This is a genomic window from Piscinibacterium candidicorallinum, from assembly GCF_047549485.1.
Taxonomy (GTDB): Bacteria; Pseudomonadota; Gammaproteobacteria; order Burkholderiales; family Burkholderiaceae_C; genus Piscinibacterium; species Piscinibacterium candidicorallinum.
On sequence record NZ_CP180191.1, the window covers coordinates 3,513,742 to 3,534,614 of the forward strand.

The 20,873-nt window shown below is 62.9% G+C and carries 15 protein-coding genes; all 15 read right to left on the reverse strand.

Annotated features, from left to right (window positions below; all coding sequences use genetic code 11):
* Window positions 1–198: 198 nt before the first annotated feature.
* Complete coding sequence (locus tag ACMDW7_RS15855; RefSeq protein WP_377302715.1) at window positions 199–783, reverse strand: CBS domain-containing protein; 585 nt, start codon at window positions 781–783, stop codon at window positions 199–201.
* 306 nt (window positions 784–1,089) lie between these two features.
* Complete coding sequence (locus ACMDW7_RS15860; protein ID WP_377302713.1) at window positions 1,090–2,352, reverse strand: DUF748 domain-containing protein; 1,263 nt, start codon at window positions 2,350–2,352, stop codon at window positions 1,090–1,092.
* Window positions 2,353–2,560: 208 nt separating this feature from the next.
* Window positions 2,561–3,424, reverse strand: coding sequence for an SPOR domain-containing protein (locus tag ACMDW7_RS15865; RefSeq protein ID WP_377302711.1), 864 nt, complete (start codon window positions 3,422–3,424; stop codon window positions 2,561–2,563).
* A gap of 143 nt (window positions 3,425–3,567) precedes the next feature.
* Window positions 3,568–5,037, reverse strand: coding sequence for a glutamate synthase subunit beta (locus ACMDW7_RS15870; RefSeq protein ID WP_377302709.1), 1,470 nt, complete (start codon window positions 5,035–5,037; stop codon window positions 3,568–3,570).
* Window positions 5,038–5,080: 43 nt separating this feature from the next.
* On the reverse strand, window positions 5,081–9,733 hold the full coding sequence (locus tag ACMDW7_RS15875; protein ID WP_377304226.1) for a glutamate synthase-related protein: 4,653 nt from the start codon (window positions 9,731–9,733) through the stop codon (window positions 5,081–5,083).
* A 321-nt stretch (window positions 9,734–10,054) separates the two neighbouring features.
* A complete protein-coding gene (locus ACMDW7_RS15880) occupies window positions 10,055–10,798 on the reverse strand; it encodes a hypothetical protein (protein WP_377302707.1) in 744 nt (247 codons plus the stop codon).
* On the reverse strand, window positions 10,795–11,937 hold the full coding sequence (locus ACMDW7_RS15885) for a deoxyguanosinetriphosphate triphosphohydrolase (protein ID WP_377302705.1): 1,143 nt from the start codon (window positions 11,935–11,937) through the stop codon (window positions 10,795–10,797). The genes ACMDW7_RS15880 and ACMDW7_RS15885 overlap by 4 nt, the downstream gene beginning before the upstream one ends.
* Window positions 11,934–13,025, reverse strand: coding sequence for a 3-dehydroquinate synthase (aroB, locus tag ACMDW7_RS15890; protein WP_377302703.1), 1,092 nt, complete (start codon window positions 13,023–13,025; stop codon window positions 11,934–11,936). Before aroB ends, ACMDW7_RS15885 begins: the two co-directional genes overlap by 4 nt.
* Window positions 12,994–13,545 (reverse strand): shikimate kinase, encoded by a 552-nt coding sequence (locus tag ACMDW7_RS15895; RefSeq protein WP_377302701.1) that lies wholly within the window; start codon window positions 13,543–13,545, stop codon window positions 12,994–12,996. The genes aroB and ACMDW7_RS15895 overlap by 32 nt, the downstream gene beginning before the upstream one ends.
* Window positions 13,542–14,840, reverse strand: coding sequence for a hypothetical protein (locus ACMDW7_RS15900; RefSeq protein ID WP_377302699.1), 1,299 nt, complete (start codon window positions 14,838–14,840; stop codon window positions 13,542–13,544). The genes ACMDW7_RS15895 and ACMDW7_RS15900 overlap by 4 nt, the downstream gene beginning before the upstream one ends.
* Window positions 14,841–15,595: 755 nt before the next feature.
* Window positions 15,596–17,875 carry a type IV pilus secretin PilQ gene (pilQ, locus tag ACMDW7_RS15905; RefSeq protein WP_377302697.1) on the reverse strand — a complete coding sequence of 760 codons (2,280 nt, stop codon included), beginning with the start codon at window positions 17,873–17,875 and terminating at the stop codon, window positions 15,596–15,598.
* On the reverse strand, window positions 17,872–18,405 hold the full coding sequence (locus tag ACMDW7_RS15910) for a pilus assembly protein PilP (RefSeq protein ID WP_377302695.1): 534 nt from the start codon (window positions 18,403–18,405) through the stop codon (window positions 17,872–17,874). Before ACMDW7_RS15910 ends, pilQ begins: the two co-directional genes overlap by 4 nt.
* Complete coding sequence (locus tag ACMDW7_RS15915) at window positions 18,402–19,061, reverse strand: type 4a pilus biogenesis protein PilO (protein ID WP_377302693.1); 660 nt, start codon at window positions 19,059–19,061, stop codon at window positions 18,402–18,404. Before ACMDW7_RS15915 ends, ACMDW7_RS15910 begins: the two co-directional genes overlap by 4 nt.
* A 9-nt stretch (window positions 19,062–19,070) precedes the next feature.
* Window positions 19,071–19,718, reverse strand: coding sequence for a PilN domain-containing protein (locus tag ACMDW7_RS15920; RefSeq protein WP_377302691.1), 648 nt, complete (start codon window positions 19,716–19,718; stop codon window positions 19,071–19,073).
* Window positions 19,715–20,797 (reverse strand): pilus assembly protein PilM, encoded by a 1,083-nt coding sequence (locus ACMDW7_RS15925; RefSeq protein ID WP_377302689.1) that lies wholly within the window; start codon window positions 20,795–20,797, stop codon window positions 19,715–19,717. Before ACMDW7_RS15925 ends, ACMDW7_RS15920 begins: the two co-directional genes overlap by 4 nt.
* Window positions 20,798–20,873: the final 76 nt, after the last annotated feature.

Consider the following 20,873-nt stretch of genomic DNA (forward strand, 5'->3'; position numbering starts at 1 on the left):
GCGTTTCCGCAGTGCTGGTGCACTTCTTCAGGCCGGTGGCCTGAATCCGCTTGCCTGGTGGCCCTCTTCAGGCACCCTCTCTGAAGACGCTTGGTGGATGCGGTTCTTCAAGGCAACACCCTGAAGAACCGCATGGAACAAGCGGAACCAGGCATGCCGCCGTGCAGAACCCGCGCCCGGCGCAGCCTGATGCAGCGCTCAATGCGCCAGCGCTTCCTCGATCTCCGCGAAGCTCGTGGCCGCGTGGCTCAGCTCCAGCGTCACGCCCAGCTGCCGCGCGATCTGCGAGAGCGAAAAGATGCCGCGCACGCGCTGACGGCCCTGCGCGTCTACATCCAGCACCACTGCGTGCTGGCGGTTGTGCTCGCGCAGGTTGGCGATCACCTCGCTCACGCGCGCGTGCTCCACCTCATGCAGCAGCAGCGCCTCAAGCCGCGACATGGGCGTCATCACATCGCCCACCTGCAGCTCGGCATGGCGCATGCGACGCTCCTGCGCCAGGCGGATCGGCCGCTCGCCCAGCAGATCGGTGGCGGTGATCACGCCGGCCAGCAGGTCCTGCTCGGTGACCAGCAGCATGCGCACGCCGCGCTGGCGCATGGTGCGCTCGGCCTCGCCGATCTGGGTGTGCGTGTCGATGATGGCGGCGGGCACGCGCGCCAGATCGGTCATCACGTCCAGCGCCGGGCTGTCCGGGCTGAGGCGGCGCTGCGCGGCCTCCGGCTGGCAGATCCGGATCGGGCCGGCAACGGTGTGAGAGGACAGTTGTTGTGTGCGATCCATTTGAACGCTGCTCCTTGGCTGGCGGTCTCGCGCGCCTGAAAGGACACCTTTGCGCGCCGTGACCGGGTTCTTTCACCATAGGCAGCGCGGCGCAAAAGCGCGAGGCCAAAGCGCCGCCAAATGGTTTCAGCGCATGGATTGAGCGCTTGCCGTCAGTGGACTGACAGACTGGCGCGCCAGCACAGTGCGCATGGCGACATGTGTGGTCGCTCGAGGCGCGACGCATTGCGCCGGTCGATCTGCGGCAGCCTCACCGGGACGGACGGACGGAACCGCGCAGAACTGGATGAGTGGCGCGCGCCGTGCTCAGCGCCCAAGCAGCTTGCGCGCCGCCTCGCCCACGCTTTGCACTGCGCTCTGACCTGCGCCGCCGAGCAGGCGTGCGAACTCCTCTATGTTCAGCCCCAGACCTTCGGCCAGACCGAGGGTCATCTTGCCGAGCAGGTTCTCGTTGAGCGAGAAGCGTGGGTCATCGAGCCGTCCGGCGAGCGTGAACTTGATCACGATCTGACCGCGGTCGTTCTTCAGCGCTGCGAGCACCGCCGAACGCGGCACACCCATGAAGGCGCCGGACGCACCGCTGCCGCTGTTCAGATCCAGTTGCCGCAGCGTCAGCGTGCCGGGTGCGCGCAGCTGCTGCGCCTTCACCGCGCTGCGCAGATCGAGATCGAGCGTGCCGCTGCGCACGCCGCCCTCGCCCGGCTTGAGCAGATATGGAGATAGCGCACGAAGGTCCACATGGCGCAGCGCCGCGTCCAGCTCCATGTCGCGGCTGGCCAGTTCGATCCAGCCCTGCAGGCGCACCGCGCCGCCTGCGTTCTGGGTGGCATTGCTGGACTGTGCAGAGCCGCTGACCTCGGTGCTCGAGGACGCAGCCGCCGCGTTCGCGGTGGCGGTTCCTGCGGCGGCTGGTGCCGTGCCGGCTGCACGCAGGGTGGCCTGCACATCCAGCGTGCTCTGCCCCTCCAGACTCGGCCACGCCAGCGGCCCGAAGCGCGCCTTGATCGGGTCCAGCCGCAGGGCCAGCGCCGGGCGGCGCACGCTGGCATCGAAGAACGCCACGGCGCAGTCCACCAGATCGATGCGCTCCACGCGCACGGCCGGGCCCTCGCCTTGGACTGAGCCCGCGGCAGCCGCTTTGGCTCCGGGCGGCGTGGCTGCGCGCGCGGGCGCCGCGGGCTTGCGCTGCAGCAGGCCGGGCAGCAGCACCAGCTCACCGTCCGCGCGGCGCAGCACGGTCAGCTCGCCGCCTTCGATCACCACGCGCGCGATGCGTACTTCGTCACTGAACAGGCTGGAGAGCTGCGGCAGCACACGCACGCGCTTGGCGCGCAGCTCGTCCGCCGCAGGCCAGCCGGCGCTGGCGGCCGCGACCACGACATCACTCAGCACCACGCCCTGCCAGCTCACGCCAATGCGCCCCACACTGGCCTGCGGGCCAAGGGCCGATTCCACCTGGCGCTTGAGCAGCTGTGTGGCAACGATGAAGGCCACGCCGCATGCGAAGGCCAGCCCCGCCATCAGCACGAGCCAGAAGCGCGGGCGGCGCCACAGCGCTGCGGCACTCATGCCGCGCTCCTGCGCTTCAACCAGGCAGCTGCCGCTTTTCGCTTGTCTGGTGCGGGTTTCCAGGGCATCTGCCTGAAGACGCTTGCTGGATGCGCGTCTTCAAGGCATTGACCTGAAGAACCGCACCAGACAAGCGAAAAGCGGCAGGGGTACTGCGCGAAAGCGCTTCGCTGCACGCCAGGGCGCGAGACGGCGGACCCCATGCAGATCACCGCACCAGATCGATCGGTGTGTCGCCCAGCACCTCGCGCAGGCGCGCCCGCGCCGCGTCGCGATCCTGTGCGTTGGCAAAGGGGCCGATGCGCACGCGGCTCAGGCCCTCGCTGAAATACACCTCAGGCCGGACGTCCGGCGGCCAGGCCATGCGGCGCACCATCGAGAACACGTTCCAGGCCTTGGGCTCTTCGGCAAAGGCGCCGACTTGCAGATACAAGGCGCCGCCTGCGCCTGCGGCGGATGTGCTGGCGCGTGCCGCTGGGGTGGATGCCGGGGTGGGTGCCGGGGCAATCGCAGCAGCAGCGGTGGCCGGCGCCGCGGGTCCAACGCTCGGGGTGGCCGGGGCCGTTGAGGCGGCTGGGGCCGATGCGGCGCTCGCTTCTGCACTGACACCCAGTTCGGCGGGCAGGGGCAGCGCAGCAACATCTGCACCGCCGCGCAGGCCGGGCGGCAGGCCGGTGCTCGGTGCACGGCGGGCGTCGCCGCGGGTATCCGGGTCAGCGCGGATCAGCAGGGGCGCTGCGCGCGTCGCATCCATCTGCAGTGCACGGGCCAGCGACATCGAGAACAGCGCACCACCCTCTCGCGCCGGTGCCTGCGTCGTCGCGCGGGCCACGCGCCCGCTGTCAGTCGCGGTGACGATCACGCGCTGCCCGGCGGGCCAGCCAGGGCTGCTCACCCAAGGGCTTTCGTCCTTGGCAGCCGGCGGTGCAGGCCGCGCGATGGTGAGCACGGCGGCGGGTTCTGCCGCCGCGGCGGCGAAGGCGTGAAGGCCGGCCAGGAGTGCGCCAAGGCCCATCAGACACACCGCCAGGACGCGGGCGCGCGTCGCGGATCGAAGCACTGCATTCGTCATGAACCGAAACCTTAGCAGCGCGCGGCGCGGCAGACAGCAGGGCCGAGGCATGCAGTCGGTACGGTGCAACGGTCACACAGAGCCCAAAGCAAACGGGACGCCCGATCGCGTCCCGTTCGCAGGGTTCAATCTTGACAGCCCGCTCAGCGCGGCAAGGCAGACTCGCCCATCAGGAACAGGTCGACCTCGCGTGCCACCTGGCGGCCTTCCCTGATCGCCCACACCACCAGCGACTGGCCGCGCCGCATGTCACCGGCGGCAAAGACCTTGGGCAGGTTGGTGCGGTAGCCGGTATCGGCCTCGGTGCCGGCCTGGGCGTTGCCGCGGTTGTCCTTCTGCACGCCAAAGGCATCCAGCACGGGCTGCGCCGGGCTCACAAAGCCCATGGCAAAGAGCACGAGATCGGCGGGGATGGTTTGCTCGCTGCCCGGCACCTCGACCATCTTGCCGTCCTTGAACTCCACGCGCGCCGTGACCAGCGCCTTCACATGGCCCTTGCCATCGTCCTCGAAGCGCTTGGTGGTGATGGCGAACTCGCGGTCCACGCCTTCCTCGTGGCTGGAGGAGGTGCGCAGCTTCAGCGGCCAGTAGGGCCAGGACAGCAGCTTGTTTTCCTTCTCAGGCGGCTGAGGCATCACCTCGAGCTGCGTGATCGCCTTGGCGCCGTGGCGGTTGCTGGTGCCCACGCAGTCACTGCCGGTATCGCCGCCACCGATCACGACCACCTGCTTGCCGGTGGCCATGATGCGCTCGGGCATCTTGTCGCCGGCGTTGACCTTGTTCTGCGGCGCCAGGAACTCCATCGCGAAATGAATGCCCTTGAGCTCACGACCGGGCACCGGCAGATCGCGCGGGTATTCGGCACCGCCGGCCAGAATGACCGCGTCGAACTGCGCGAGCAGGTCCTCGGGCGGCACGTGCTTGGTGGCGTAGTTGTTGATGCCGGCAGGCAGCGGGGCCTTGCCCACGAACACACCGGTCTTGAACGTCACGCCCTCGGCCTGCATCTGCACCACGCGGCGGTCGATGAGCTGCTTCTCCATCTTGAAGTCGGGGATGCCGTAGCGCAGCAGGCCACCGATGCGGTCGTTCTTCTCGAACACGGTCACATCGTGACCGACTCGCGCGAGCTGCTGCGCCGCCGCCAGGCCCGCCGGACCGGAGCCGACCACAGCCACCTTCTTTCCGGTCTTGGACTTGGGTGGCTGCGGCAGCACCCAGCCTTCTTCCCAGCCCTTGTCGATGATGGCGTGCTCGATGGACTTGATGCCCACCGGCTTGTCCTCGATGTTCAGAGTGCAGGCCGCCTCGCAGGGCGCGGGGCAGATGCGGCCCGTGAACTCGGGGAAGTTGTTGGTGCTATGCAGGACGGTCAGCGCATTCTTCCAGTCCTGCCGGTACACCAGATCATTGAAGTCCGGAATGATGTTGTTGACCGGGCAGCCGTTATTGCAGAAGGGAATGCCGCAGTCCATGCAGCGCGCGCCCTGCTTGGCCGCGTCGGCATCGGACAGGCGCAGCACGAACTCCTTCCAGTGCTTGACGCGTGCCTTCGGTTCTTCGTAGTGCTCTTCGAGTCGTTCGATCTCGAGGAATCCGGTGGTCTTGCCCATGTGCGTATCTCTTTGAATCGGTTGAGCGAATGTGCGGTGGTGTTCAGACCACTGCGGTCTTCTTCGAGGCCATTTCCTTGAGCGCGCGGCGGTATTCGTTCGGGAAGACCTTCACGAACTTGCTGCGGGCCACGGTCCAGTGGTCCAGCAGGAAGCGCGCGCGCTCGCTGCCGGTGAGCTTGAAGTGCCGCTCGATCAGGGCCTTGAGCTGGGTTTCGTCCGTCTGGTCGCGGTGCCAGACGGCACGCTCGACCTTGGCCTCCTGCTCGGAAGCGGGCAGCACCTTCTCCAGCTCGACCATGGCGGGGTTGCAGCGGCCGGCAAAGCTCGCGTCGTCGTCATACACATAGGCGATCCCGCCGCTCATGCCTGCGGCAAAGTTGCGGCCGGTCGCGCCCAGCACCACCACCGTGCCGCCGGTCATGTACTCGCAGCCGTGGTCACCCGTGCCTTCCACCACCGCCGTGGCGCCAGAGTTGCGCACGGCAAAGCGCTCGCCGGCCACGCCGTTGAAGAAGGCTTCACCGTCGATGGCTCCATACAGCACGGTGTTGCCGACGATGATGTTCTCTTCGGCCTTGCCGCGGAACACGGTGGGCACGCGCACGATCACGCGCCCGCCCGACAGGCCCTTGCCCACGTAGTCGTTGGCTTCGCCCACGAGATCGAGCGTCACACCGCGCGCCAGGAAGGCTGCAAAGCTCTGGCCCGCCGTGCCCTGCAGCTGGATGTGGATGGTGTCGTCCGGCAGCCCCTCGTGGCCGTAGCGCTTGGCCACCTCGCCCGACAGGCGTGCACCCACCGTGCGATTGATGTTCTTCACCGGTTGGATGAAGCTCACGCGCTCCTGATGCTCCAGCGCATTGCGGCTGCGCTCGATCAGCACGTTGTCGAGCGCCTTTTCCAGGCCGTGGTCCTGCGCCTCGGTGGCGCGCACCGGCACGTCGGCGCCCAGCTCGGGGCGGTAGAAGATGCGCGAGAAGTCGAGCCCGCGCGCCTTCCAGTGCTCGATGCCGCGACGGGTATCCAGCAGGTCCGCGCGGCCGATAAGCTCGTCGAACTTGCGGATGCCCAGCTTGGCCATGAGCTCGCGCACTTCCTCGGCCACGAAGAAGAAGTAGTTCACGACGTACTCGGGCTTGCCCTGGAACTTGGCACGCAGCACCGGGTCCTGCGTGGCCACCCCCACCGGGCAGGTGTTCAGGTGGCACTTGCGCATCATGATGCAGCCGGCAGTGACCAGCGGCGCCGTCGCAAAGCCCATTTCGTCGGCACCCAGTAGCGCCGCCACGACCACGTCGCGCCCGGTCTTCATCTGGCCGTCCGCCTGCACCACCACGCGACCGCGCAGGCGGTTGAGCACCAAGGTCTGCTGCGTCTCGGCCAGCCCCAGCTCCCAGGGCGTGCCGGCATGCTTGATCGAGGACACCGGCGAGGCGCCCGTGCCGCCGTCATGCCCGGCAATCACCACATGATCAGCCTTGCACTTGGCCACACCCGCAGCCACCGTACCCACGCCCACTTCACTCACCAGCTTGACCGAAATGCCGGCGCGCGGGTTCGCGTTCTTCAGGTCGTGGATCAGCTGGGCGAGGTCTTCGATCGAATAGATGTCGTGGTGCGGCGGCGGCGAGATCAGACCGACGCCCGGCACGGAATAGCGCAGCTTGCCGATGTAGGGCGAGACCTTGTGACCCGGCAGCTGGCCGCCTTCACCCGGCTTGGCGCCCTGGGCCATCTTGATTTGGATCTGGTCCGCGCTGGAGAGATATTCCGCCGTGACGCCGAAGCGTCCGGAAGCCACCTGCTTGATCTTGCTGCGCAGGGAGTCGCCGGCCTTCAGCGGCATGTCGACCTTCATCTCGGCCAGCGGCAGCCACTTGGCCATCGTGTCGCCATCCTTGACGGGTGAGGCGCCGGCACGCATTTCGGCGCGGTAGCGCGCTTCGTCCTCGCCGCCTTCGCCGGTATTGCTCTTGCCGCCGATGCGGTTCATGGCCACGGCCAGGGTGGCATGCGCCTCGGTGGAGATGGAACCCAGGGACATGGCCCCCGTGGCAAAGCGCTTGACGATCTCCTTGGCAGGCTCGACCTCGTCGATCGGGATCGGCGTGCACTGGTCGAACCTGAAGTCGAACAGGCCGCGCAGGGTCATGTGACGGCGCGACTGGTCATTGATGATCGCGGCGTACTCGCGGTACTTGTCCTGGGCATTGGCACGCGTGGCGTGCTGCAGCTTGGCAATGGCGTCCGGTGTCCACATGTGGTCTTCGCCACGCACGCGCCAGGCGTATTCGCCGCCGGCCTCGAGCATCTCGGCCAGCACCGGGTCATTGCTGAATGCCGCCTTGTGCATGCGCAGCGCTTCCTCGGCCACCTCGAAGATGCCGATGCCTTCGACCTGCGTGGCGGTGCCCTTGAAGTAGCGGTCCACGAAGGCACGCGACAGGCCCACAGCTTCGAAGATCTGCGCGCCGCAGTAGCTCATGTAGGTCGAGATGCCCATCTTGGACATGACCTTCTGCAGGCCCTTGCCCACGGCCTTGGTGTAGTTCTTGATGGCCTTGTCGGGCGAGAAACTGTCGGGCAGATCTCGCGCCCAGGCGTTGATGTCCAGCAGCGTATGCAGGGACAGCCACGGGTGAACAGCCTCGGCGCCGTAGCCGGCCAGCAGCGCGAAGTGATGCACTTCACGAGCAGAACCCGTCTCGACCACGAGGCCGGTGGACGAGCGCAGGCCTTCCTTGATGAGATGCTGGTGAATGGCGCTGGTGGCCAGCAGTGCCGGGATGGCGACATGGTCGGCGCGCACCGTGCGGTCACTGATGACGAGGATGTTGTAGCCGCTTCGCACGGCGTCTACGGCCTGCGCGCACAACGAGGCCAGACGTGCCTCCACGCCGTCCTTGCCCCACTGCACCGGATAGGTGATGTCCAGATAGTGGCTCTTGAACTTGCCGCGGGTGAGCGTCTCGATGTGGCGGATCTTGGCCATGTCCTCGAAGTCGAGCACCGGCTGATCCACCTCCAGACGCAGGGGCGGGTTGATGTTGTGGATGTCCAGCAGGTTCGGACGCGGGCCGATGAAGCTGACCAGCGACATCACGAGCTGCTCGCGGATCGGGTCGATCGGCGGATTGGTTACCTGCGCGAACAGCTGCTTGAAGTAGGCGTAGAGGTTCTTGTTCTTGTCTGACAGCACCGGCAATGGCGAGTCGTTGCCCATCGAGCCGATGGCCTCTTCGCCAGCAACCGCCATGGGGTTCATCAGGAACTTGAGGTCCTCCTGCGTGTAGCCGAAGGCCTGCTGGGTATCGAGCAGGGACACATCGGTGCGCGGACCGTCATCGGGCTGCGGCGGCACCTCGTCAAGCTTGACGCGGATCATGTCGATCCACTGCTTGTAGGGCTTGCTGTTGGCCAGCTGGTCCTTGAGTTCCTTGTCGTCGATGATGCGACCCTGCTCGAGGTCGATCAGGAACATCTTGCCCGGCTGCAGACGCCACTTCTTCTTGATCTTGGTGTCCGGAATGGGGAGCACGCCCGATTCGGAGGCCATGACGACAAGGTCGTCATCGGTGATGCAGTAGCGCGCCGGACGCAGGCCGTTGCGGTCGAGCGTGGCGCCAATCTTGCGGCCATCGGTGAAGGCAATCGCCGCCGGGCCGTCCCAGGGCTCCATCATGGCCGCGTGATACTCATAGAACGCGCGGCGCTGCTTGTCCATGAGTGTGTGCTGCTCCCACGCTTCCGGGATCATCATCATCACGGCGTGCTCGATGGAGTAGCCGGCCATGAGCAGCAGCTCAAGGCAGTTGTCGAAGGTGGCGGTGTCGCTCTGGCCCTCGTACACGATCGGATAGAGCTTCTTGAGATCGTCACCGAGCACGGCGGACTTCATGACGCCTTCGCGCGCGCGCAGCCAGTTGAAGTTGCCCTTGACCGTGTTGATCTCGCCGTTGTGCGCGATCAGCCGGTAGGGGTGCGCCAGCGGCCACTCCGGGAAGGTGTTGGTTGAGAAGCGCTGGTGCACCAACGCCAGCGCCGATACGCAGCGTTGGTCGGCTAGGTCCTTGTAATAGATGCCGACCTGATCGGCGAGCAGCAAACCCTTGTAGACGATGGTGCGCGCCGACATCGACGGCACGAAGTACTCCTTGCCGTGCTTGAGCTTGAGCGCCTGAATGGCGTGGCTGGCTGTCTTGCGGATCACATAGAGCTTGCGCTCGAAGGCATCCGTCACCATGACGTCTTGACCGCGGCCGATGAAGATCTGGCGGATGGCGGGTTCCTTGCCGCGCACGAAGGGGCTCATCGGCATGGCATCGTCCACAGGGACGTCGCGCCAACCCAGCACGGTCTGACCCTCGGCGCGCACAGCACGCTCGAGCGCTTCTTCGCAGGCCAGGCGAGACGCGCTCTCCTTGGGCAGGAAGATCATGCCGACGCCGTACTCGCCAGGCGCAGGTAGCTCGACGCCGACCTTTGCCATGTCTTCCGCGTAGAACTCGTGCGGAATCTGGATCATGATGCCGGCACCGTCGCCGCACAGGGGGTCGGCGCCCACCGCGCCGCGGTGATCCAGGTTGCGCAGGATGGCCAGGCCTTGTTGGACGATGTCGTGGGTCTTCTTGCCCTTGATGTGCGCCACGAAGCCGACGCCACAGGCGTCTTTCTCGGCGTCGCTCCGGTACATGCCGTGTTGCGCTGCGGCGTCGAGCGTGTCTTGGCTCGGCGCGTGGGCATGTTGGGCGGCGGGTTGCGAGGCGGCGTGGGCGTCGAGCGATTGCATGGTCGATCCTGCTCTATGTTCAGATTTTCATTGGGTTATGCGCCAAACGCATAACCATGCGGACAAAAAAGGCGGCTTTGTGCCATCCCGGGTGTCCTGACTTGCGGAATCCGAGCGAGATGATGGTCAAAGCCGCCTTGTGAGCGTCGGCGGAATATACACGCCGCCGCTGCTGCTTTGCAGCAAAGTCGGGAAATGTAGTCAGGCTTCGGGGCGATCGCCGCGTCAGTGACCGAACTTGCGCGTCGCCCTGGCGCCCGACGGGTCGAGCTCGGTGCTGTCCTCGTCCGGCCCGCCGAGCTTGCTGACATCGAGACCGTGGGGCTGGTCGAGCATCCACCGGGCAAGCTCTTCCATTAGTCGTTCAGTGACGAAATCAGCCGGCCAAGTGCCCACGCGCAGCCCCGGCACCTCGATGTTCTGGATCCGGTAGTCGACCTGCGCTGACAGGTAGTCGAAGCTCAGACGGATACCGCAGGGGATCACCGAGTCGAACTCGAAGCCGAAGCGGATGTCATCCCCTGGGTTCTTGCCGCGATAGGCTTCCTCGCGAAACTCGATGGACGCATCCAGCAATCGGCGGCGCAGTCGCTCGGCCGTGCGCGCCGGACGAGTTGTGTTTACGCGCTGTTCGGCTCGAAGTTCAGCGCTGATCAACAGTTGGTGAACAACTTCAGTGTTGCGCATGCGCATGTGCCGAACCACCAGCTTGGGCTTCAGCAAGCGCAGGTTCCGGATGTTGAGATCGGAGTCCATCTCAAATGCACGGCGGAGTCTCGGACGAATCTGCTCCAGATCGGCCACGATCTCTTCCCAGAAAGCGAGCGCGGCTGTGCTGGCAGTGTCACAGGCGACAAACTGCTCAACGCCAGGACCATCAAGCACAGCAGCTTCTTCATGCTCAGCGCTCGATGAGTGCGCTTCGAGCAGGCTGGGATCGAGCTCAAGTTTGGTTTCGTACTTCTTCATCGCAACTCCAGCTCGCTGGCGGAGAAGATCTTGCGGAATTCGCGCATGGCATAGCGGTCCGTCATGCCCGCCACATAGTCGGCGATGCTGCGGTATTGCGCAGCCCGATCAGCAGACTGATAAGCAGGTGGCAGCAGCAGGGGCTCGTTGGCAAAGGCCTCGAACAGCTGCGTCACGATTCGGCGCGCCTTGTCGGTCATTCTTTGAACGAGATAGTGCTTGTACAGCCGGTTGAACAGGAACTGCTTGAGCTGCGTGAGATCCTCCCGCATCGGGACGGAGAATTGCACCAAGGGCTTTGAAAGCGCCCTGACCTGGTCCACGTGACTCACGCCCGCGGATTCAATGGCAACGCTCGTCGACTGCGTCAGGTCGTCCACTTGCGCGCTGATCATCCTGCGGATCGTCTCGCTGATCAGTCTGCGCCCAGTGCAGCCCGGGAATTGCTCGCGCACAGCGCCCGCGTGCTGCTCCCAAAGCTTCACCTCTGCGAGATCATCGAGGTTGATGTAGCCACTGCGCAAGCCGTCATCAATATCGTGATTGTTGTACGCAATCTCGTCGGCGAGGTTGGCAACCTGTGCCTCCAGGCTAGGCGATCCACCATTGATAAAGCGGCGACCTAACTCGCCCAACTGTTCCGCGTTGCGACGAGAGCAGTGCTTGAGGATGCCCTCCCGAGTTTCGTAGGTCAGATTCAGGCCGTCGAACGCGGCGTACCGCTCCTCGAGCACATCAACCACGCGCAGGCTCTGAAGATTGTGCTCGAAGCCTCCGTGTTCCTTCATGCAGCTGTTCAACGCATCCTGTCCTGCATGCCCGAATGGCGTGTGACCGAGGTCATGTGCAAGGCTGATTGCTTCGACCAGATCCTCATTCAGACGCAGCCGTCGTGCAAGGGATCTGCCGATCTGTGCGACTTCGATGCTATGCGTCAGGCGCGTACGAAAGAGATCCCCCTCGTGATTGAGGAACACCTGAGTCTTGTACTCAAGGCGGCGAAACGCCGTGCAGTGCACAATCCTATCGCGATCCCGCTGGAACGCAGGGCGATTCGGGTCGTCTGCTTCAGCATGAATGCGCCCGCGCGACTCGGCAGATCGTGCCGCATAGGGCGCCAGGGGCACGACTGCACTCATCGATGAGCGTCGATGACCTGCGCAGCGAGCTCAACGGACTCAGGACGGATGACACCGCGCCCGATGGCCTCGAGCAGAATGAATCGAACCCTGCCACCCTCGTTCTTCTTGTCGAGCAGCATGGCGTCGACGAGGGCTGAAGTGGATGCCTGTGCAGGCACGCGAACAGGCAGCCGGAATGCACTGACGATGCGCTGCACGCGAGCTACGGCGGCAGAGTCAATGAGGCCGAGTCGCGCGGACATATCCGTAGCCAGCACCAAACCGCAGCCCACAGCCTGCCCATGCAGCCACGTCCCGAATCCGAGCACCGCCTCAAGTGCATGACCAAAGGTGTGCCCAAGGTTCAGCAACGCTCGCTCGCCCGTCTCAAACTCGTCCGCCTCAACGATCGCCGCCTTGATCTCGCAGGACCTTCGAATGGCGTGCGTCAGCAGTTCTGGATCACGGGCAAGCAGCCCAGCGGAGTTCGCTTCCAGCCAGTCTAGGTAGGCGGCATCCCGGATCAGCGCGTGCTTGATGATCTCGGCAAATCCGGCGGAGAGCTCCGCGTCCGGCAAGGTATTGAGCAGCAGTGGGTCAATGAACACCGCGCTTGGCTGATGAAATGCGCCAATCATGTTCTTGCCGAGAGGATGATTGATCGCCGTTTTCCCGCCAATCGAAGAGTCGACTTGAGCTAGCAGCGTCGTCGGCACCTGGATGAACGGGATGCCACGCATGTAGGTTGCAGCGGCAAAGCCAGCCGTATCGCCGACCACTCCACCGCCGACCGCGACGATGATGCACTTCCGATCGCACCGTGCACGCAGCAAGGCCGAATGGATGACATCAACTGAGTCCGCGGTCTTGTATCGTTCGCCGTCCTCGAGCTCGATACGCAGGTTGCATTGCGTGCCAGCCACCAGCTCCGGGTAGAGAGCCGCGATCGTCCTATTGGTCACCACAACCCGGGCGGACGCTTGCCGCACAGCGGTAGCAGCGGGCCAACTTCGGGCCACACCCGGTCGTACGTCGAGCGAATATGAGCGTGTTGCCAGCGCAACCGTTAGTGCATCAACACTCACTTCGCGTACCTCCAAGCCCATCGAGCGCGAGCTGAATTCGTTCCACCGCAGTCGATTGGCGGGAGGACACGTCGATCACGACGCTCGCCACTTCTCGGTAGAGGGATTCCCGCAGTGTGTAGAGTTGGTCAATGGTTGCACGTGGATCTGAGTCTTGCAGCAACGGCCGCTTTCGGTCGTTCTTAAGCCGCGCATAAAGCACGTCCGGAGTCGCATGCAGGTAGAAGATCGGGATCCCTGCACACTTCAGCAGTTCGCGATTCGCATCGTTCATGACGATTCCGCCGCCCGTTGCAATCACAGCTGAATTGAGTCGAGCCTGGTTCAAACAGTCAATCAGTACCCTTGTCTCGCGACCGCGGAAGCCGGACTCCCCTTCGCGTGCAAAGATCTCCTTGATGGTCACGCCGGCGCGCCGCTCAACCTCGCCGTCCGTATCGAGAAAGGGTAAACGCAAATTGGCCGCCAATCGGCGGCCAATAGTGGACTTGCCGGCGCCCATCATGCCGACAAGGATGGCACCACACTGCTCTGCGCTCAATCTTTTTGACGACACCCTTCTGCCATTGATGGCCAAGTGAAATTTGGGGTAGCACCGGCGTTTGGAAGAACGAAACTGCCTGTGGCAGAGCTGTTCAACCGAGTACCGAAGGGGCTGACTGCTCCCGCTGGGGGAATCTGCTGGTTTGTGAAATCAGACGCAGCTCCGCTCAGCAAGTACCCCAGTTGAGCCCGTCCTTCAGACCCTCCAACCGCCGTTGACACCTGTATTTCATATGTCGCCCAAGGACTAAAGCGCTGAGAGTAGCGAACAGATATGTATGCAGAGCCATCAGCCGCCGTAGTGCCCGACGCTGTGGCCGCACCACCCCCAAGCGGAGTACCGTCAGAGGACGAGAAGAAAACACTCGCTACCTGTCGGGGCTCCAGCGTTCCACTCAAGTTGTAATCCTTGGACCCATCCAGAATGCCATCGTTGGTATAATCTTCATTCGGACACTCAATATACCAACCAAGGCGCTCTATAAACTGGCCAGGAGGGAGGGCCGACTCCGGCAAACTAGTTGGCGTTGCAAGACCAGCGTCCCACACACCCGAAGCACCAGCACCAGTGAAAAACGCGAGATAACCCTTGCGGAATGACACCGGGCGGAGGCGTACCGTGACAGCGGCGCCGGACACCGCATTACCGGCGCTATTAGTCACACGGATATTGAAAACCTTTTGGTATTCAGTGTCGGTTGGTTTAATAATTGTATTACCGAAACCGATCGATACAAACAAGGGTCCGCCGGCAACTGTCAGCGTCGCCGTGGCAGTCCCTAAACTGCCAACGGTTGCTCCAATGACGACGGCATCGGTACCGGATGTTGGCCTGGAACCCGGCCTGAAAGTCACCGAGGCGCGCCCCGCACCGTCAGTGACCGCAGTTGCTTGATCCAAGGATCCGCCGGTCGGATCGGCAACGATGAAAAAGCTCACCGTCGCCCCCTGCACGGGATTGCGACTTGGTGATGCATCGACGACAAACGCATCAACCTTAGCGGAGCCCGTGGATCCCGTAATCGTGTTGGAGGCAACTTGAATGCTGAAGGAGCCGGGCTGTTGAGAAGCGAAGCTCGCAGTAACGGAGGCGCTCACAGCCCCGGACAAAGCGGCGGCTGTAACGACGCTATCGCCCACGACGCCGTTGTCGATCAATGTCGCCACATTGGTACCGGGAACAACCACTATAGACTGCGACCCAGTTGTTGAGCCGGCTGGACGCAAGATTCCCTTGGTTGTTGATAACCGGATCTGCTGATTAACTGGCACACCATTTTGCGTCCAATTCACGCTCACTTGGCCTCCAGAGCCCCCAAGCACCAACGTGGATGGACTCACTGTGACACTCATGGCGTCAGAGGAAATAGTGACCCGAGCGACGGTTGCAGAGGCACCCAAGGCGGTAGCACCCAATTCGAGCACTCCACCCGCAGTCGGGCGAACTGTGGTGCTCGCTTGGCCGTTCGAACCGGTGACCAGTGCTGTCGCTTGCGCGGCGCCATTGACACTCACGACAACGCGCGCCGCTGCTACCGGCAGCGAATTCCCATCAGTGACCGAAACGCTTACCGGAACATCGGCACCGGCGGCTCCCGACGGTGGCGCCGTCAGTGTCACGGTCGTACCAGTAGCTTGGAGTTCGGTGCGGGCCACGACCGACCCCGACCGCGCTTCGACGGCTATCAGCCTGTTGGCTCGGTCTGCGCCAACGCGCACGGTCGCCGTTACTGCACCATTGGCATCGGTAGTCCTGGAGGAAGTCTCTAGCGTGCCAGAGTCAGCGGCAAACTGAACCGCTATGTTGGGCAAGACCCTATTCGCCGAATCCTTCGCGACAACCGTTACGACCGCTGAATCGGTTGAACCCGTTCTCAGTGTTCTCGTGCTGGTAGAGATCTCAAGTGTTGCAACGCCGGAGGCAGTTTGCGTCGCTCCAGACCCCGCCCCGCCCGTCCCGCCGCCGCAAGCAAGCAAGCTCAACGTACCCAGCACGCCCAGCCAGATACGGAGACATTTGGCAATCGAAAAGCTCATCTGAAGCCTCTTTACTGTTGCGACCCGGTCAATCTGTCACTGACCGTTTTGGGGGTCAAGAAAATCAACAATTCGGTTTTATCGTTGACCTTTTGTTGGTTGCGGAAAAGCGCCCCAACATAGGGAATATCCCCTAGGAATGGAACCTTACTGACATCAGTTCGCTCTTCGATCTGATAAATCCCACCGATCACTACGGTGCCGCCATTCTCAACTAAAACCTTAGTTCGCACACGCTTCGTATCAATAGCCGGGCCATTAGCCGTAAGCTCACCCCGACTGTCCTTGTTCACTTCGACGTCAAGAATGATTGCACCTTCCGGGGTGATCTGCGGCGTCACTTCAAGCTTGAGCACAGCCTTTCTGAACGAAATGGATGTTGCGCCACTGGATGTCGCTTGCTGATAGGGAAACTCCGTCCCCTGTTCGATCACTGCTTTCACTTGATCAGCAGTCAAGAGGCGTGGACTGGAAACGATCTTTCCACGCCGCTCGGCTTCAAGCGCGGACAGCTCAAGGTTGATAAATCGACCAAGTCGCGAGCCAAACAAGCTGATTGCGACACTCGCGGGAGAACCTGCCACTCCGGAAATATTCCCAGCTGGCAAGTTCACAAAATTCGTATTTCCGACAGACGGGCGCCCACCAACAACCTGGAGACCGGAGTTTCCTGTCTGCACGCCCGAGCCATTTTGCGACGACAGATCCTGAACACCCTGCAAGTTTCCGGAAATGGTTCCGAATACGCTACTCCCGCCAAGACGATTTCCCACCCCGTAAGTCGGCACCGTAATCGTCTGTCCCGGATTGTTCGGATCCGGAATCGTCGAGTAGATGGTCGACCTCGCGTCGTTGAATCCAAGGCGAACGCCAAGATTGCGCCCAAATCGATCATCAGCTTCAACAATTCGGGCCTCGATCAACACCTGCCGCACCGCTACGTCTACGCGCGCGATAAACCGACGAACCTCGTCTAGCTTGGTCGCAGTGTCCTGGATGAACAGCTGATTGGTTCGCGGGTCAGCCGCTACAGACCCCCGCTTCGACAGAATGCGGGTAACACTGCCACTGGATCCGCCACCAATCCCCTCACCAGTGAGCATGGCGCGAACGTCGTCCGCCCGTTGGTAGTTGAGCTGAATCACGTCGCTCCGCAAGGGCTCCAGATCGGCGATTTGAGCTTTCTGTTCGAGATCAAGCTTCTCCTTAGTAGCCAATTCTTCTTTAGGTGCGACGAGAATAACGTTGCCGTTTTGACGCTTGTCCAAGCCCTTGGTCTGGAGAATGATGTCCAAGGCCTGATCCCACGGCACATCCTTCAGGCGCAGCGTGATGCTGCCCGACACCGTGTCGCTCGTGATGATGTTCAGATTCGTGAAGTCGGCGATCACTTGCAGTATCGACCGCACTTCCACGCTCTGGAAGTTCAACGACAGGCGTTCGCCCTTATAGGAGGGCTTGGCATTTCGGTCTGCGCCAGCGCGAGCCTGGTCTTCCTTGAGTGCTCGGACGTCGACGACAAGCTGCCGATCCGTCTGGAATGCGCTGTGCTCCCAGTTGCCGCGCGGCTCAATGACCATACGTACGGTTTCGCCTGACGCTGTCGTCGTGATGCGCTGGACCGGGGTGCCGAAGTCGGTCACATCCAAGCGGCGCCGGAGATTGTCAGGCAGCGCCGCCCGCGACATCTCCACCACCACTGTCTGACCTTGTTGCCGGATGTCTACCGGAGTCTGGGTGTCGCCTAGCTCAATGACCACTCGGCCCTCGCCATCTGGCCCGCGACGGAAATCGATGTCTCGGATTGCGCGAGGAGCGGCGGCGGCCGTTGCAGCCGCGGCGGTGGCGCGAGGTTCTGCTGCGCGAGCGGCAGCCTGCGCATCGGACAGCACGACAGTGGCGATCGCGCCGGACACATTGATCGAGTAGGGAACCGGACGAGACAAGTTGAGAACGATCCGGGAGCGATCGCCAGCCTGAACGACATTCAGGGAGCGCAGATCACCTTGACCGACTTCAACGACATTCCTGCCCAAAGCGTTGCTCGTGCCCGGAAAGTCAATCGCCACGCGGGCCGGGTTCGTGATTGAGAAGTTTGCGGGTGTGCCCTTGAGCGGCGCCTTGAACTTCAGAGTGAGCGTCGTTGCACCGCCTGAGGTTGAGGTCGATACGTTTTCGAGCGCGTTTTCTTGAGCAAAGGCATTGGCACAAGACAGCGCGGCGAAGGCAACAAGGGCGCGACCGATTCGCGCAAAGGCCGATTGAGACATCCTGAACACTCCCGATTTCATTTCTTGGCCTCCTGCAGCTGCAGCGTGGTCGACCGCTCTGTCCAGTCACCGACCGCATCCTGCACAATTTCCTTCATGGTGATTTCGGTCTCCGAAATCCCCGTTACCTTGCCAAAGTTCTGACCTAGATAGTTCCCGACACGAACCTGGTAAACCACCTTGTCGATCTGGACGAGCCCCACGCGCTGACCGCTGCGATTGAGTGTGCCGACCATGGCCATCGTGTCCAGCGGGAAGGCCTCCAATGGCTCCCGGACGCGATCGAGATCCGGCCGAAGACCGGAAGTGCTGCGGGCAGCTAGGCGTGCCTGCGCCTGAGCAACTTTGCGCGGGTCGAACGGATCCAGCGAAGCGCCAGCCTTGTACACAAATGGCTCAAACCGCTTGGGCTCTTCCAGTTTCGGCACCGACGGCCGGAGACCCGAGCGGATATCTGCCATCTTCTGGGTCAGTTGCTCTTGATCTGACGGACCACACCCAGCGATTACCGTCAGGACGCTGAGCGCTGCAATTAACCGAACGTTGTTCATTTGGCAGCCCCCGCGGCGGCGCCCTGAGCGCCAGGCGCACCGGCAGGCTTGGCTTGCTGCGCTGCCTGCTCCTGCGGATCAAGGTAGCGGAAGGTCTTGGCTGTGGCATCCAGCGCAAGCGATCCCGTGGGCAGCACAGCAATGTTCATATTGTTCAAGGTCACGATGCGCGGCAGGCCGGCAAGGTCGCTTGAGAAGGACGCGATGTCGTGGAAGCCGCCGTTGACCTTGATGGAGATCGGAATCTCGGCGTAGTACTGCTTGACGACCGCGCCGCTCGGCTTGAACAGCTCGAACACCAAGCCACGACCAAGACCTGCCGTGTTGATGTCGGAAAGCAGCGCGTCCATTTCGGCCTTGCCTGGAAGCTGGCGCTCGAGCGCGAGCACGTACTGGCTGACCTGAACCTTCTGCTTTTTCAGTTCATCCAGATTGATCGCCTGTTGCATCTTGCCTCTGTAGGCTTCGAGCAATTGCACTTCCTTTGCGCGCTCGGCCTCAAGGCGCTCAAGCTGCCCAGACCAGTAGAAATACCAGCCGCCGGCAACCAGTGCGGCCAGGATGAACACCAGCGTCGCCACCTTGGGCGCGATCGGCCAGGTGCCTGGGTCATTGCTCAGATTCTGGAACTGAGCGGATAGCTGTTTGAAGTCCATGCAGTCCTCTCAGCGAGTCGGGGCGGCGGCCGGCGTGGCTGCTGGTGTGCCGGCTGCTGCCGGCGGCGTTGCACCTGGGGCACCAGGCTTGCCGGTGTCCGGTGCGGGGCGGCGCATGTCAAAGGACAAGCTGAACTCATACAGGCGTGATGTCGTACGCCCTGGCGTGGCCGGCAGCTTGATTTCCTGCAGCTCTGGCGTGCGCAGCCACTCAGACGCCGAGGTCAGGGCACGCAGGAACTCGGAAACCCGTTCGTTGCTCTGCGCGATTCCAGTCAAGCTGTACTTCAGGCCTTCCTGCTTTAGCGTGCGCAGGTAGATCCCTTCGGGGGTGAGGCGAACCAACTCTTCCAGCAGAATGGTCGGCAGATTGCGATCGCTCTGTAGGTCTTCAACCGCCTTCTGGCGAGCCTTAAGGGCCTCGATCTCCTCGCGCAGCGTGGCAATTTCCTTGATCTGTTCGTCGAGCTTCTTGTTTTCGGCCTCGATGAAGGTGTTACGCGACATCTGGCTGTTGATCATGCCTTCGATGAACTGCCCGACGATGACGACGACCAGAACACCAGACATCGCCACGAGACCGGCCATGAGGCCGAACTCGCGCCGGCGCTGGCGCTTCTTCTCTTCGCGGTGCGGTAGCAGGTTGATGCGGATCATTCTGCGAACCTCCGCATGGCCAGACCGCAGGCAACCATCAGCATTGGCGCGTCCAGCTGCAGCTGGCGGTCACGCACGTTGGGCGACACGTCCATGCCCTTGAACGGAGTGATGACAGATGTTGGCACCTGGGTGCGATTCACGACTGCATCGACGAGCCCCGGCAAGGTCGCGCAGCCGCCGGCCAGCATGATCTGGTCGACGCGACTGTAGGGTGTGGAGGTGAAGAAGAACTGCAGCGAACGCGTCACTTCGAGCGCACAGCTCTCGGTAAACGGCTCGAGAAAGTCCTTCTGCCAGCCGTCGGGGAGATCGCCGGTGCGCTTCTTGGTCTCGGCCTCCTCGAAGGACAGACCATAGGCGCGGGCGATGTCCTGGGTGAGCTGATTGCCGCCGAAGGACTGATCCCGCTCGTAGACCACCTGATCGTTGAGCGTGACGGAAATGCTGAGTGTGTTGGCGCCGATGTAGAACAGTGCAAGCACCAGACCATCGCCCTTGTTGGGCAGCTGGACGCGAACGTTGTCCAGTGCCGAGCGGGCGGCGTAGGTCTCGATGTCCATGATCGCGGGCTTCAAACCCGCGGCCTGGGCGACGGCGATGCGGTCTTCAACTCGCTCCTTGCGCGAGGCCGCGAGCAGTACCTCAACTTCGTCCTTGTTCTGCGGGCTTGGGCCGATCACGCAGAAATCGAGGCTGACTTCGTCCAGAGAGAACGGGATGTACTGGTTGGCTTCACTCTCGACCTGAATCTCAAGTTCTTCTTCGCTGAGATTGGCCGGCAGCAGGATGCGCTTGGTGATGACTGCAGAGGCCGGCAGCGCCATGGCGACGTTCTTGGTGCGGCAGCCGGCCTTGCGCCAGGCGCGCCGCAGCGCCTCGGCGACGATGTCGACCTTGTCGATGCCACCATCGACCACGGCGCCGCGCGGGAGCGGTTCGATCGCATACCGCTCGAGGCGGCGTCCGCCACGTGGGCTGGTCGACAGCTCAACCAGCTTGACGCTGGTCGCGCTGACATCGACGCCCACCAGCGGCGGATTGCGGCCCGGAATCAGGGCTGACAGATCTAGAGCCAAGCTGGTCTCTCCCTACGCCAGAAACCCGAAAGTGGTTTAACAACGGGCACTTAGCGCGATTATCAAGAATTTACGT